Here is a 13,590-nt window from a genome sequence, read left to right as displayed (position 1 = left end):
TTTTATTGTAGCAACTTATCCTCAAAGATTGGTGGCAGAAACTTAAAGCCAAACTAACAGGACACTATAGCTACTTCGGAGTTAGCGGAAATTATCGGTGTTTGATTCAATTCTATCGACCGGTAACAAAGTTAGCATTTAAGTGGATAAACCGACGTAGTCAAAAGAAAAGTATGGATTGGGAACAATTTATACACTATTTAAAAGTAAATCCATTACCAAAACCAAAGGTATATGTTTCTTTATACACAGGAGCACTAGTGTGAACGCTGTATTGTGGAGCCGTGTGCGGGAAATCCGCAAGCACGGTTCTTTTGGGGAGACTATGGTTATGAGACCAAATCGCTGGTTTCAAGGTCATGAGTCTCTACCAGACCAGAAAGTAGTAAACAGAACTACCGGTTTGGTAGATTACAAAGAACTGGAAGCAAATATACTGTCATCAATAAGGGAAGGCAGACCATTAACAGGAAGGGATGGAGCATTTACACCATTTATAAAAAAGCTGCTGGAGGCAAGTTTGGAAGGTGAAATAGAAAATCACTTATTAGCTGAAAGTGAAGAGAGGGTTTGGTTGGAAGAAGTGGAGTAGCGAATGGATATACAAAACGCTGGGTCTATATTCAGACTATAGAATAAGGTATTACAAACCGAAAGCATCACCAGCACAATATGTTATAAACTTTGGTAAAGAATCTGCTAGGAAAGCGTAGTGCGGATGCTGCGTTTGACGAGGCGGGAGCTGGAAACGTTAACATGGGAATTTGGATTGAGGCCTATTGTGAAAACAATGGATCAGCCACCAAACCCTAAAGTAGGCGCGCCAGTTCTTGACCCTACATATTTTTTTGAAGGTTAAATCCAGCTTAGGGTCGAGAAACTTAGATAAAGCCATAGCCAAAGTGTTTAAAAATATTAATAATTATACACACAATTATTCAACCATATTTTTGAAGATAGCTATGCCGCCGCGGTATCTCTTAGCCGCTAACAAGTAGCGGGATGACGATTGTTGGTAAATCTAAGTCAGTTTAGCTATAGGCAGCAATTTTCTGTATTTATTTTAAATTGAAGGAAGCTCAAATGAAAGATCATGTTTTGCTAAAAATCACAGAATGCAGTCTAACAGTGAACGGTTACGCTTTTGATCAAAAATGTTGTATAGTACACAATCAATTTTTCTGGATCCAAGTAGTCAAGGCACTGCCTTTGTGTTTGAGGCAAAATCGGCTATAACACTTAACATACTGCCTTTGCAAACAAATGTTCGTACAGTTATGTGTCAGCTACTTGCATGACGCCATTGCCTGAACGGGTACCAATGATTACCTATCAATCTCACCAAAAACTATATCGAGTGAGCCAATAATTGCTGCAACGTCAGCAAGCATGTGTCCTTTTGCCATAAAGTCTAAGGCTTGTAAATGCGCAAAGCCAGGTGCTCTTATTCGGCACCTATAAGGTCTATTGGTACCATCTGAAACTATATACACTCCAAACTCACCTTTTGGTGCCTCAACAACTGCGTAAGCCTCACCTTCTGGTACGTGATATCCTTCTGAATAGAGCTTAAAATGGTGAATCAGAGCTTCCATAGATTTTTTCATCTCTGCTCTTGACGGTGGAGAAATTTTTCTATCTTCAGTTTTTATTTGCCCTTCAGGCATTTTCTCTATGCACTGCTTCACCAAACTGATAGATTGCCTAATCTCTGCCATTCTAACTAGATAACGGTCATAACAGTCGCCATTTTGGCCGATCGGTATATCAAAATCTAGTTGATCATATATCTCATATGGCTGGCTTTTTCGCAAATCCCAAGCAAGCCCAGCAGCGCGCAACATTGGGCCACTAAAGCCCCAATCAAGTGCCTGTTTAATTGATATTTCACTAATTCCTACAGTGCGTTGCTTCCATATCCTATTTTCTGTTAAAAGTTCATCAACATCGTCTATATATTTTGGAAATTGCTCTATAAACTTTGCAATATCCTCAATCAAATCTTCTGGAACATCTGCTGCAATTCCACCTGGCCTGATGTAAGCTGCGTGAAACCTTGCACCTGAAGCTCTTTCGTAAAATTCCAGCATTTTTTCTCTTTCTTCAAAGAGCCATAAAAGAGGGGTCATTGCTCCAACATCAAGTGCTTGAGAAGAAACGTTCAGTAAATGATTTAGTATTCTCGTCAGTTCACAAAACAAGACACGTAAATACTTTGCCCTAATTGGCACTTCACATTGCAACAATTTCTCCACACAAAGTGAATATGCATGCTCTTGTGACATTGGTGATACGTAATCAAGGCGATCAAAATAAGGCAAAGCTTGAAGATACGTTTTATGTTCTATTAATTTTTCAGTACCGCGGTGCAAAAGCCCAATATGGGGATCTGCTCTCTCGATCACTTCACCATCCATCTCTAAAACAAGACGCAACACTCCATGTGCAGCTGGGTGCTGAGGTCCAAAATTTAACATCATTGTCTTTAGATCGGGCATGTCCAGTAGTTTAAGATATTAAAATTGTATAGGCTAAAGTGTGCTCAAAGTCAATAAACTTCTTGCATAGGCTACAACTATCATTCAATAGAAACAAAAACTTTTACAATGGCTAATAAGTGTTGATAAAACCAAGTCACTTTAGCTATAGAATGACAAAAAAGGTTTGCATTAGCCAAATTTTTAGTTGAAGTAGCATAAGAGGTTAAAGGAAAAGCTTTGTGTTAATGGATTCATTTCAGGTATAGTATAGATAATACCACAATACTTATAAAATGGATCATGTTGTTAATGCGTATAATAGACTTGACACTCCTATAGTCAGGGGAGAAGGGGCATATCTTTTTGATAAAGATGGTAAAAAATATTTAGATTTTGCTGCAGGTATTTCTACAACTTCTTTAGGGCATTGTCATCCATACATTACAGATAAGCTGAAAGAGCAATCGAGCTCATTATGGCACTGCTCTAACATTTTCACTATTCCCGAGCAAGAAAGGCTTGCCGAGCGTTTAACAACCCTTACTTTTGCAGATAAAGTTTTTTTCTGCTCAAGTGGGCTTGAAGCAACAGAAGCTGCAATTAAGTTTATTCGTCGTTACTTTTATTCAAAAGGGCAAGCAAAACGTAATCGTATTATTACAATTGAAGGAGGCTTTCATGGCCGCAGTATTGCTGCAATTTCTGCTGGAGGCAATGAAAAATCACGCGAAGGTTTTGCTCCGCTCCTTTCTGGTTTTGATAAAGTGCCAAGAAATGACATTAAAGCATTAGAAGAAAAAATCAACAATGAAATAGCTGCTGTATTTTTAGAGCCCATACAAAGCGAAGGTGGAGTATATCCACTAGACGTAGAATATCTTCAAAAAGTAAGGGAAATAACAAAAGCTCAAGGAATAATTTTGTGCTTTGATGAAGTGCAGTGCGGATATGGACGCATCGGTTCTTTATTTCATTATCAAAATGTCGGCATTGAACCTGATATGCTAACCTGTGCGAAGGCTATGGGTAACGGTTTTCCTGTAGCTGCATGTTTAGTGAAAGATTATATAGCAGAAGCAATTACTCCAGGAACTCATGGATCAACCTATGGTGGCAATCCACTTGCCATGACTGTTGGTAATGCAGTGCTCGATATAATGCTAAAAGAAGGCTTTTTTGATCATGTTAAAAGAATTAGTAAATATTTAAAAGAAAAGCTGTTGCTTTTAGCTAAAGAATTTCCTGAGATGATTTTAGAAGTTCGTGGAGAAGGGTTACTAATGGGAATAGAACTAGCAACTCTTGTAGCTGATAAAATTATTAGTCGATCTCTTGATAAAGGTTTAATAATAACTAGGGTTTTAAACAACAAAGTAGTAAGGGTAACCCCACCACTTATCATTGAGGATGAGCATGTGAACGCAGCGTGTAATATGCTTTATGATTTGTTTTTTAAGATTAAAGGTATATAAAATTCGGCAATATAAATTCAGGCTTGCAAATGCCTCTCATAACATGTAAAATTAATTTTATTTTTTATCACAATAACATCGTACTTTAATGGATTGGTTATTGGTCTTAGTATCATCAGCAATTTTTCTTTTGTTAGTTTTATCGTTTTTGTTCTCAGGAGCAGAAATAGGCTTAACCTCAATTAGCCGTTCTCGAGTTAATAAGCTAAAGCTAGACGGTAACAAAAAAGCCAGGGTAATAGATCGCTTATTAAATAGGAAAGAATTGACAATAGGAACGGTATTGCTCGGCAATACAATTATTAATATTACTTGCTCTGCTTTATTTACAGCAATATTTATCAATCTTTTTGGAAATGAGGGCATTCTCCTATCAACAATTATAATGACATTTTGTATTTTATTGTTCTGCGAAGTTCTACCAAAAACTTATGCTATTCAAAATCCTGAAAAATTTGCATCATTTTCTGCTTATTTTGTATTGTTTTTTGTAAAGATTTTTTCTCCATTGACACTAGGTATTCAATTTATTGTTAACCTCATCCTAAAATTATGTGGGCTGCATAAAGATAAGGAAGTGATATCTGCAGCGGATGCAATGCGTAATATGATTACTCTTCACCGCAGTGAAGGAACTATGTTGCAACAGGATTTAGATATGCTAAGCAGCATACTTGATTTGGCTGAGACAGAGATATCACAAATTATGACCCATAGAAGAAACCTATTTTCTCTTGATATAGATCGGAATAAAGAAGAGTTAATAAGAGAGATTTTAACCAGCAGTCACAGTAGAGTACCTTTATGGCAGAAGGAACCAGATAACATTGTAGGTGTAATTCACGTGAAAGCTCTAATAAATGCTTTGCGTGAAAAGAATAATAAAGCGGAAGAAGTTGACATTACCCAAGTTATGTCAAGGCCTTGGTTCATACCAGAAAGTACACCGCTCAGCGTGCAACTTCACAACTTCCGTAAGAACAGGAAACACCTTGCATTTGTTATTGATGAGTATGGAGCACTGCAGGGAATTGTAACTCTTGAGGATATACTGGAAGAAATAGTTGGAGAAATTTCGGATGAACATGATTTGATTACGGAGAATTTTATAAAGAAAATATCTGATAATATGTATCACATAGAAGGAAAATCTACTATTAGGGACATTAACAGGCAGTTATACTGGAATCTCCCTGATGAAGAAGCTACAACTCTAGCAGGTATGATTGTGAATGAAATAGAGCGCATTCCTGACGAAGGCGAGGAGTTTTCCATGTATGGTTTTCGCTTTAAGATTTTAAAAAAAGATAAAAATATTATTACTGTTGTTGAAGTGCAAGTAAAAATTGGTAATATTAGTGGCAGCAATTAATTAGTGGAGTTTCATGGAAGATACAGTAAAAATAACGGCTGAAGAGTTGAAGGGTTACATAGAGAGAATCGAAAAACTTGAACAAGAAAAGAGGGATGTGCAAGATCACATTCGTGATGTATATGCAAAAGCCGCAGATGAAGGTTGGGATATAAAAGTGATGAAACAAATTATTAGGCTGAGGAAGATGGATGATGATGACAGAGAGGAACAAGAAATATTGCTTGATACCTATAAACGTGCATTGGGAATGAGCTACGAAGAAGAGTTAAGTGAATAGCAGAATTGTAATTGGAATAAGTGGAGCATCTGGTTCTATTTACGGTGTGCGTATTTTAGAAGCGTTGAAAGACGTCGATTATGAAACTCATTTAGTGATAAGTCGTGCTGGGAAAGTAACTTTAGCTCACGAGATTAAAGAAAAACTTGAAGATATTACATCACTTGCAGATTTTTACTATTCTGAAGAAAAGATTGGAGAAAAAATAGCAAGCGGCTCATTTAAAACCTCAGGGATGATTGTAGCACCATGCTCTATGAAGACAATGTCTGAAATCGCATCAGGTGTTACTTCCAATCTATTGACAAGGGCTGCAGATGTAACGCTAAAAGAAAGAAGAAAGTTAGTTCTTATGGTGCGAGAGTCACCACTGCATCTTGGGCATTTACAAAATATGTTAAAATTAACGGAGATGGGAGCAATTATTGCTCCACTAATGCCTGCTTTTTATATTAAACCGAAATCGTTGGATGATATTATTAATCATTCTGTTGGCAAAGTATTGGATTTATTTGATATCAAATTACCCGACTTTAAGGAGTGGCAAGGAAGTGACAATTATTATTGATGGTAAAAAAATAGCAAACGACCTATGTGAGAGGCTATCACAAAAAATTGATATTTTAAAGAGAGAGTATAACATTTTTCCTTGCCTGAAAGTAATTCTCATAGGTAGCAATCCAGCAAGTCAGGTTTATGTTCGCAACAAACAGAAAAAAGCAGAATCAATAGGCATAAGTTCTGAGACCATTGTTTTGCCTAATAATATTTTAGAAGATGAATTAATTGAAAAAATCAATGAATTAAATGAAGATCCATCTGTGCATGGCATTTTAGTGCAATTGCCTTTACCAAATCATATTAGTGCAAGCAGAGTAATTAACACAGTAAGTGTTGAAAAAGATGTAGATGGCTTTCATGATGAAAACGTTGGCAAATTAGTTAAAGGTGAGAAAAACTGCCTTATACCTTGCACTCCTAAAGGTTCTTTGCATTTAATTAAGTCAATTGAAGAGAACCTTTCCGGTAAAAACGCAGTGGTAATTGGTAGGTCAAATATCGTGGGCAAGCCAATGTTTTACCTGCTATTGCAAGAAAACTGCACTGTCACCATCTTGCATTCACAAAGCAAGGATTTAGCTGAATATTGCTCTAAAGCGGATATAGTAGTTGCAGCAGTCGGAAAGCCAAATTTTGTTCAAGCAGACTGGATAAAGAAAGGTGCAATAGTGATCGATGTTGGCATAAATAGCGTTAACGTAGGAAAGCTTGTAGGTGATGTTGACTTTGAAGGAATAAAAGGGAAAGCCAAAGCTATGACCCCAGTACCCGGGGGCGTTGGCCCAATGACCATTGCATTTCTAATGATGAACACTGTTATTGCTGCTTGCTTGCAAAAGGGAGTTGATGCTTCTGATTTCATTAGTTGAGGTATGAAGAGGAAAGCTATATGAAGATAGAATGTACCATATCACAATTAATAAAAAATTGAGATTTTTGAAATTCCTCAGTAGTCAAATTTATTAAATATTTAGGATCATCATCTATTCTTTTTTCTCTACAAGTATAGCTAAAGTGGCTTAGGTTTACCTACAATTTGAAAAACAACAAATTCGTCATTCCGCTACTCGTTAGCGGAATCTATGCTGAGATACCGCGGCGGTATGACGTAGGGAAACCTTTCTTGGGTTAGCTATAGTTAGTGGAATTGCAAAGTTTCTAGGCATAAAAAGCTTTGAACCTAATATATGAGCCAAACTTGATTTTCCAACCGTAGATACACCTGTAATAAAAATAATAGTCTTCATTTTGTGAATTTACTTGCTATATGAACTATCGGAGAAATTTTTTTATAGTTTATAGTATCTGACCTTACCCAGAAAAAGTGGAGAGAAAGTTTGGAATGTTTTTCACAAAGAGAATGATGAATCAAAATGCTCAGGAATGCAATAGTTAATAGTGACGTTGTTTGTTATAAAAAATTTCTATATATTCAAATATAGCAGTTTTGATATGCTGTTTAGAGTGCCGAGAGGTGTCTATTGGTAACTCCCTTTTTAGAGAACTGAAGAAGCTTTCCACAACAGAATTGTCGTAACAACAACCTTTATAACTCATCTATGTTTTTTATGGATAAGAGATATTGATAACCTTGCGAAGTATATTGTGAACCTTGATCACTATGTAATAGTAGATTTTTGGCAGGTTTACGCTTGTTAACGGCCATTAATAAAGAGTCCATAACCAATTGTTTATTTATTGAACTGCTCATTAACTACCATGCGTGAATATAGATCGATTATTGTTGCCAAATATAGCCATCCTTCTTTGGTTTTTATATAAGTAATCCCATACTTTATTTGGTTGATCGACAATAAAGTTTTGGTCTAATATATTGGGAGCTACTGTCCGTTTGTTGTTTCTTAATTTTAAATTTTCTTCTCAATATAGCCTGAATACCATTTTTCTGCATAATACTTTGCACTGTTTTTAAGTTGCAACTTTTACCCAAAGCCTTTAATTCAGCATGAATTTTAGGAGCTCCATATCTACATTTAGAAGCTTGATATATTTTTTGAATATCTGCTAATAACTCTTTATTTGCTGATTCTCTACTGCTTATTTTCCTTGTAGTCCACTTATAGTAGCCACTAGCAGAAAACCCTACATAATTCCTGCACTTTATAGTGTTTACTATGCTCTTTTATGAAAAAATATTTTACTCTTTTTGACTGGCCAGGGCTTTTTTTTAAATGTCTCTTTCCCTTGTTACTCTTGCTTTGTAAATCAAACCTCTCTTTGTCGTAAGGAGCCATGTTACCTCTACCTGGAAATGCATCTGCAACACTTTTTTTCGTTATATTTCTTCATCCATTTTCCTAATACACTATCCCTTATTCCTAGATCTCTTGCTACTTTTGCAACTGGTTGACCTACCTTTCTTTGTTCATTTGCCAGCTTAACAGCTTCCAATTTGAATTCTGCCGTATATTCTCTTACCATTTCTAATCCTCCAAAATTTTATTTTACCCGAAAAAACTCCTTTCTTTCTCTCCACTTTTTCTGGGTAAGGTCAATATACCAGTGCCGAAAATAGTTGACAAAGATTGTGTATACTTATTACAATTGTTTGGGTACCAGAAGTTTTTACGGCAACAAAGTATGCACTAACTATAAGTAAGGAAGACTTTAAGCAGGCAATAAAAAAAATGAAGTAACGTTTAAAAGAGATTGAAGGAGAGAAGAAAAAGGTAAAAGGGAATACGGCAGAAAATGAATCTTATTACAAATAGCATAAAGGGCTTTTATTCTAGTGTTAAATCGGACCTAGATTGGCAAGCCAAACGTAGTCTTATTAGAACATTAGTAAAAGAAGTCAACATTGATCTTGATAAAGTAGATGTAGTATTTAAGATCAAAGAACTTGAAAACCCCGCCCAGAATGGACAAAATCAAAAGATGGTACATTGTCTAAGGGGTCTGGGCACTGGGATGACATCTTTTTTCTTGGTACAAATTACTCTTATGTCTCAATATTTGTACAGTTGTGTTATCGGCTGTTTGATGTTTACAACGCAGAAAGTTCATAAGGTTGTAAGTCAAGCGGTAGGATGACAAGATTTTGCAAGGGTATTTTTTTTATAGGAGATTAATATGGAAATTTTTCTTGATAGCGTTGATTTAAATGAAATTAAAGGACTAAAGGAGTTCATTGATGGCATAACAACTAATCCTTCTTTAATAGCAAAGTCCGGGCGTAAAGATAAATACGAGGATTTAGTGCGTGAAATATGCTCTATTATAAAAGGGCCTGTTAGTGTTGAAGTTGTTGCAGATAGCCATGAAGAGATGATCACAGAAGGTCTGAATTTAGCAAAAATTGCTGATAATGTTGTGATCAAATTACCTCTTACACATGAAGGATTAATTTCTTGTAAAAAGTTATGGACAGAGCATAAAATACCTGTTAACATCACATTATGTTTTTCTCCTGGACAAGCACTGCTTGCCGCTAAGGTCGGTGCTTGTTTTATTTCCCCCTTTGTTGGTCGCCTTGATGATATAAGCTATGATGGCTTATCGCTAATAGAAGATATATGTACTATATATTCTAATTACGGTTTTGATACTAAAGTTCTTGTTGCATCAGTGAGAAGCCCAGCGCATGTAATAGAAGCTGCAAGGCTTGGTGCTGATTCAATTACTGTGCCAGCAAAAGTACTTAGACAATTAATTAATCACCCACTTACTGACCAAGGGCTAGCAATATTTGAAAAAGACTGGGGTGTAAAATAATAGACGGTTACAAATGAACATAAAAATTGGCGTATCCGTTCAGGCAATGGCGTCAACTTAAGAGCCTTCATTAGCAAACTCTCCTAAAGACATGATGGCGTTTGCTACCTTATTGCGGCTGCCCTGGTCGAATTTTAACTTTATAGCTAACCCAAGAAAGGTTTCCCTACATCATACCGCCGCGGCGCTAACGAGTAGCGGAATGACGAATTTGTTGTTTTTCAAATTGTAGGTAAACCTAAAGCTATAGAAAAAAAGAAGAACCAGTTTCTTAGTTCTTCATTGACATAATCCACTTCATATGCCTTAATAAAGTTTTATAGCTTGGTAGGAAATAGTGGGATCAGAATTTGAAGAAATGCTAAAGGAAATATTACAAGAAATTAATGATCAAGGCTTCAATAAAGATAATATAATTGATAAAATTAAGGATAAGCTGCAGGAAAAGGACCCACGCGTATACAACGGGTGGAAAGATAACAAGTTTGATATAGATCACCTGTTTTTACCAGGTATCATGTTGCGTATGATAGCTAAAGATACAAAATTAACAGGGTTCTTTATAGAATATGAAAGGACTCTTTTATATGTTGCTGCTGAACATGGGCACATACAAATAGTAGAAAATCTATTAGACAATGGAGCGAAAACCGGTATAAAAAATGGATATTGCAAAGAAGCTCCTTTACATGTTGCTGCTAAACATGGACACATACGAATAGTAGAAATTTGTCAAAAAAAGAAGCAGATATCGATCTGAAAAATAGGTATGGGGAAACTCCTCTACATTATGCAGCTAAGTATGGACATACACAGGTATTAGAAAATCTATTGGGAAGAAGCACTAATGTTAATGTGCAAAGTGAAGTTGGAAGAACTCCTTTACATGATGCTGCTAATAATGGTCATATAGAGGTAGTAAAACATCTTATAAAAAAAGAGGCAGATGTTAATGTGCAAAGTAAAGTTGGAAGAAGTCCTTTACATAATGCTGCTAAGCATGGACACACACAAGTAGTAGAAGTTTTACTAAAAAAAGGAGCAGATGTTAATATACAAGATCGAGGAGGAAGAACTCCTTTACACTACGCTGTTCAGCGTGGATACCCAAAGCTAGCAAAACTTCTACTAAATGATGGTGCAGATCCATCATTTATTCATAGATCTAAAGCTATAACAGCAGGAGTTGCTGTGGGTATATTAGCTGCCATTGTTACTCCATTAGCACTCGTTTACGCTACTGCATTACCTGCACTAGCAATAATTGGAATTACTGTAGCATCTGCACTGATAGTTGGTGGAATTTCCTATGGGGCTGCGTATAAGTCATCAGAGCACTCATTAAACAGTAAGCTAAGTGAGGTTAGATGCAGTAATGTTGATGGAAATAAACAAACTGTATAACCATAATTATTAGCTCACCACAGTAACCGCACCATGGCAGTGTTTGTATTTCTTTCCGGAGTTGCAAGGACATTTGTCGTTTCTTGAGACTTTGGGAAGTCTGCTATTTCTAGCAGAATGTAACCTATTGCCTATCTCTTGGTTGTCTGCCAACTTAAAGTGTGCTAAGCGGTGAATGGTGAGTTCCTTCCATTTTTCAAGCATTGACTCAAACATCAAGAAAGCTTCGCGTTTAAATTCATTCAGTGGATCTTTCTGCCCCATAGCACGTAAGCTTATGCTTTGTCTTAGGCTCTCTAGAACTGAAAGGTGTTCCCTCCATAAATGATCAAGTGTCATTATCATCATTTGCTTCACGATCGTATTCCACAAATCTGTAGTGTGCTGACTGTTGAAATATTTTTCTTTCTCAGTAAAAAATTCTTGTATCTTATCATTTATATAATTCAAAGCTTCTTGTTTATTCAAAAACTTTGCCAAGTCTTCTTTATCAAGCGTTATTCCATACCTTGTATGGAATTCTTTGACTATATTTTCAATATAATCCTCATAATAGCCACTTTGGATTATACCTTCTACTACGCTCTCATTTACTTCGCTATATACTTCAAGTAAATCATTAATTTCGTTGCCTAAGATATTGTTTCTCTGTTTAAAAATAACTTTACGTTGGTTATTGATTACGTCATCAAACTTAAGTAGAGATTTCCGCACGTCATAGTTTCTAGCTTCAACTTTCTTTTGCGCTTTCTCGAGTGCCTTATTGATCCATGGATGATGAATAGCTTCGTTATTCTTTAACCCTACTTTTTGTAAAAAGCTTCTCATTCTATCAGAGCCAAATATTCTCATTAGGTCATCTTCGAGCGATAAAAAGAACTTAGAAAGTCCAGGATCCCCCTGACGACCAGAACGGCCGCGTAATTGATCATCTATTCTCCTGCTTTCATGTCTTTCGGTTCCAACCACACATAAACCACCAGCTTTTATAGCAATTTCCTTATCTTTTTTTACTCTTTCAACTATTTCTTGGTATTTTTTTTCTCTTTCATCAGCATTTTTTATCTTCTTTAGCTCTACCTTTGCGATCATTTCAGCATTTCCACCGAGTTGAATATCAGTTCCACGCCCTGCCATGTTAGTTGCTATAGTGATACTACCTGGCACCCCAGCTTGCGCTATTATGTACGCCTCTTGTTCATGATAACGAGCATTCAATACTGAATGCTTAAGAGAATGGCTTTGCAAAAGCGCAGAAAGCTTCTCAGAGTTTTCGATGCTCACCGTGCCAACAAGGACCGGTTGAAGGCGTTTGTAGCATTCTTCTATAAACTTCAACACAGCATTAAATTTTTCCTTTTCTGTACCGTAAATTTCATCATCAATATCAACTCTTTTTACAGGTACATTGGTTGGAATTTTTACTACATTTAATCTGTATATATCACGAAACTCTTCTGCCTCTGTTGCTGCTGTTCCCGTCATTCCGGAAAGTTTATTGTACATACGAAAGTAATTCTGAAATGTGACCGATGCTAAAGTTTGGTTTTCATGCTGAATTTCAAGATTCTCCTTCGCTTCAAGTGCCTGATGAAGACCATCGGAATATCTCCTGCCCTCCATCATACGCCCAGTAAATTCATCAATAATCACTACCTTGCCATCCTTTACTATATAATCTTTATCAGCAGTAAACAGCTTATATGCACGTAATGCTTGGTCTATATAATGAGTCATTATCATGCTGTCAGTATCATAGAGCGAGGAATTTTCAGGAATGAGATTGTATGACCTTAGTAGTTCCTCCACTCGTGAAATACCATCTTCAGTCAAGAATACCGTTCTACCTTTTTCATCTACTTCATAATCGGAGTCAACTAATTTGGTTACTATTTTATTGATATGCTTATATATCTGATTGTTTTCCTCAACCGGGCCAGAAATAATAAGCGGAGTGCGAGCTTCATCAATGAGTATTGAGTCCACTTCATCAACTATTCCGTAGTGAAAGCCTCTCTGAACCATGTCTTCTTGAGAAAATTTCATATTGTCTCGCAGGTAATCAAAGGCAAGCTCGTTATTTGTGGAATACACGATATCTGCACTGTAAGCCTCTTTCCTCTCTTCGTCTGTCAAGTTATTCGTAATAAACGCAACAGAAACCCCAAGAGAATTATATAATTTGCTCATCCACTCTGTGTCTCGTTTTGCAAGGTAGTCATTAACAGTTACGACGTGTACGCCTTTCCCTTCTAAGGAATTTAGATATGCTGCTAAAGTTGCAAC

At 36.4% G+C, this 13,590-nt stretch carries 11 protein-coding genes and 2 pseudogenes; 10 read left to right on the top strand and 3 right to left on the bottom strand.

The features are described from left to right. Window positions 1-331: 331 nt before the first annotated feature. Window positions 332-565: pseudogene (locus tag WG67_RS02385) on the top strand (hypothetical protein); the annotation flags it as partial. A 760-nt stretch (window positions 566-1,325) separates the two neighbouring features. Here WG67_RS02385 and WG67_RS02380 read toward each other — a convergent pair. Continuing rightward, entirely contained in the window at window positions 1,326-2,498 is a 1,173-nt protein-coding gene (locus WG67_RS02380) for an NADH-quinone oxidoreductase subunit D (RefSeq protein ID WP_070356850.1), read from the bottom strand. A gap of 275 nt (window positions 2,499-2,773) precedes the next feature. Between WG67_RS02380 and WG67_RS02375 the strand changes: the two genes are divergently transcribed. The 5 genes from WG67_RS02375 to folD all read left to right on the top strand — a co-directional run bounded on the left by WG67_RS02375 (window position 2,774) and on the right by folD (window position 7,034). Beyond that, entirely contained in the window at window positions 2,774-3,952 is a 1,179-nt protein-coding gene (locus WG67_RS02375; RefSeq protein WP_006280246.1) for an aspartate aminotransferase family protein, read from the top strand. An 88-nt stretch (window positions 3,953-4,040) separates the two neighbouring features. Then, entirely contained in the window at window positions 4,041-5,324 is a 1,284-nt protein-coding gene (locus WG67_RS02370; protein WP_070356849.1) for an HlyC/CorC family transporter, read from the top strand. Window positions 5,325-5,337: 13 nt separating this feature from the next. After that, window positions 5,338-5,604 carry a DUF2312 domain-containing protein gene (locus tag WG67_RS02365; protein ID WP_010082293.1) on the top strand — a complete coding sequence of 89 codons (267 nt, stop codon included), beginning with the start codon at window positions 5,338-5,340 and terminating at the stop codon, window positions 5,602-5,604. Beyond that, window positions 5,597-6,172, top strand: coding sequence for a UbiX family flavin prenyltransferase (locus WG67_RS02360; RefSeq protein WP_070356848.1), 576 nt, complete (start codon window positions 5,597-5,599; stop codon window positions 6,170-6,172). Before WG67_RS02365 ends, WG67_RS02360 begins: the two co-directional genes overlap by 8 nt. Next, the gene (gene folD / locus WG67_RS02355; protein WP_010082295.1) at window positions 6,156-7,034 is read left to right on the top strand and encodes a bifunctional methylenetetrahydrofolate dehydrogenase/methenyltetrahydrofolate cyclohydrolase FolD; all 879 of its coding nucleotides are present in this window, start codon (window positions 6,156-6,158) and stop codon (window positions 7,032-7,034) included. The genes WG67_RS02360 and folD overlap by 17 nt, the downstream gene beginning before the upstream one ends. A 480-nt stretch (window positions 7,035-7,514) precedes the next feature. On the opposite strand, the pseudogene WG67_RS08350 reads toward folD, so the two are convergent. Beyond that, window positions 7,515-8,607, bottom strand: a pseudogene (locus tag WG67_RS08350) (IS3 family transposase). A gap of 270 nt (window positions 8,608-8,877) precedes the next feature. On the opposite strand from WG67_RS08350, the gene WG67_RS02345 reads away from it, so the two are divergent. From WG67_RS02345 to WG67_RS02330, 4 genes are all read left to right on the top strand, one after another. Further along, window positions 8,878-9,219, top strand: a complete 342-nt coding sequence (locus WG67_RS02345; protein WP_010082297.1) for a hypothetical protein — start codon at window positions 8,878-8,880, stop codon at window positions 9,217-9,219. Window positions 9,220-9,258: 39 nt separating this feature from the next. Then, window positions 9,259-9,900, top strand: coding sequence for a fructose-6-phosphate aldolase (fsa, locus tag WG67_RS02340; RefSeq protein WP_007552982.1), 642 nt, complete (start codon window positions 9,259-9,261; stop codon window positions 9,898-9,900). Between the two features lie 337 nt (window positions 9,901-10,237). Next, the gene (locus WG67_RS02335) at window positions 10,238-10,660 is read left to right on the top strand and encodes an ankyrin repeat domain-containing protein (RefSeq protein WP_070356847.1); all 423 of its coding nucleotides are present in this window, start codon (window positions 10,238-10,240) and stop codon (window positions 10,658-10,660) included. Beyond that, window positions 10,630-11,304: an ankyrin repeat domain-containing protein gene (locus WG67_RS02330; RefSeq protein WP_070356846.1), complete on the top strand. Its 675-nt coding sequence runs from the start codon at window positions 10,630-10,632 to the stop codon at window positions 11,302-11,304. The genes WG67_RS02335 and WG67_RS02330 overlap by 31 nt, the downstream gene beginning before the upstream one ends. A 9-nt stretch (window positions 11,305-11,313) precedes the next feature. On the opposite strand, the gene secA is transcribed toward WG67_RS02330, so the two are convergent. Then, on the bottom strand, window positions 11,314-13,590 hold a 2,277-nt coding region (secA, locus tag WG67_RS02325; RefSeq protein WP_458694991.1), incomplete at its 5' end, for a preprotein translocase subunit SecA.

The sequence above is a fragment of the Wolbachia endosymbiont of Drosophila incompta genome, assembly GCF_001758565.1.
Lineage (GTDB): Bacteria > Pseudomonadota > Alphaproteobacteria > Rickettsiales > Anaplasmataceae > Wolbachia > Wolbachia pipientis.
Note: the sequence above shows the minus strand (reverse complement) of the source record. Positions and strands in the feature narration are given on the sequence as shown.

Coding starts and splice junctions, on each gene's coding strand:
- WG67_RS02380 (WP_070356850.1), bottom strand. CDS start 2,498: ATGCCCGATCTAAAGACAATGATGTTAAATTTTGGACCTCAGCACCCA.
- WG67_RS02375 (WP_006280246.1), top strand. CDS start 2,774: ATGGATCATGTTGTTAATGCGTATAATAGACTTGACACTCCTATAGTC.
- WG67_RS02370 (WP_070356849.1), top strand. CDS start 4,041: ATGGATTGGTTATTGGTCTTAGTATCATCAGCAATTTTTCTTTTGTTA.
- WG67_RS02365 (WP_010082293.1), top strand. CDS start 5,338: ATGGAAGATACAGTAAAAATAACGGCTGAAGAGTTGAAGGGTTACATA.
- WG67_RS02345 (WP_010082297.1), top strand. CDS start 8,878: ATGAATCTTATTACAAATAGCATAAAGGGCTTTTATTCTAGTGTTAAA.
- fsa (WP_007552982.1), top strand. CDS start 9,259: ATGGAAATTTTTCTTGATAGCGTTGATTTAAATGAAATTAAAGGACTA.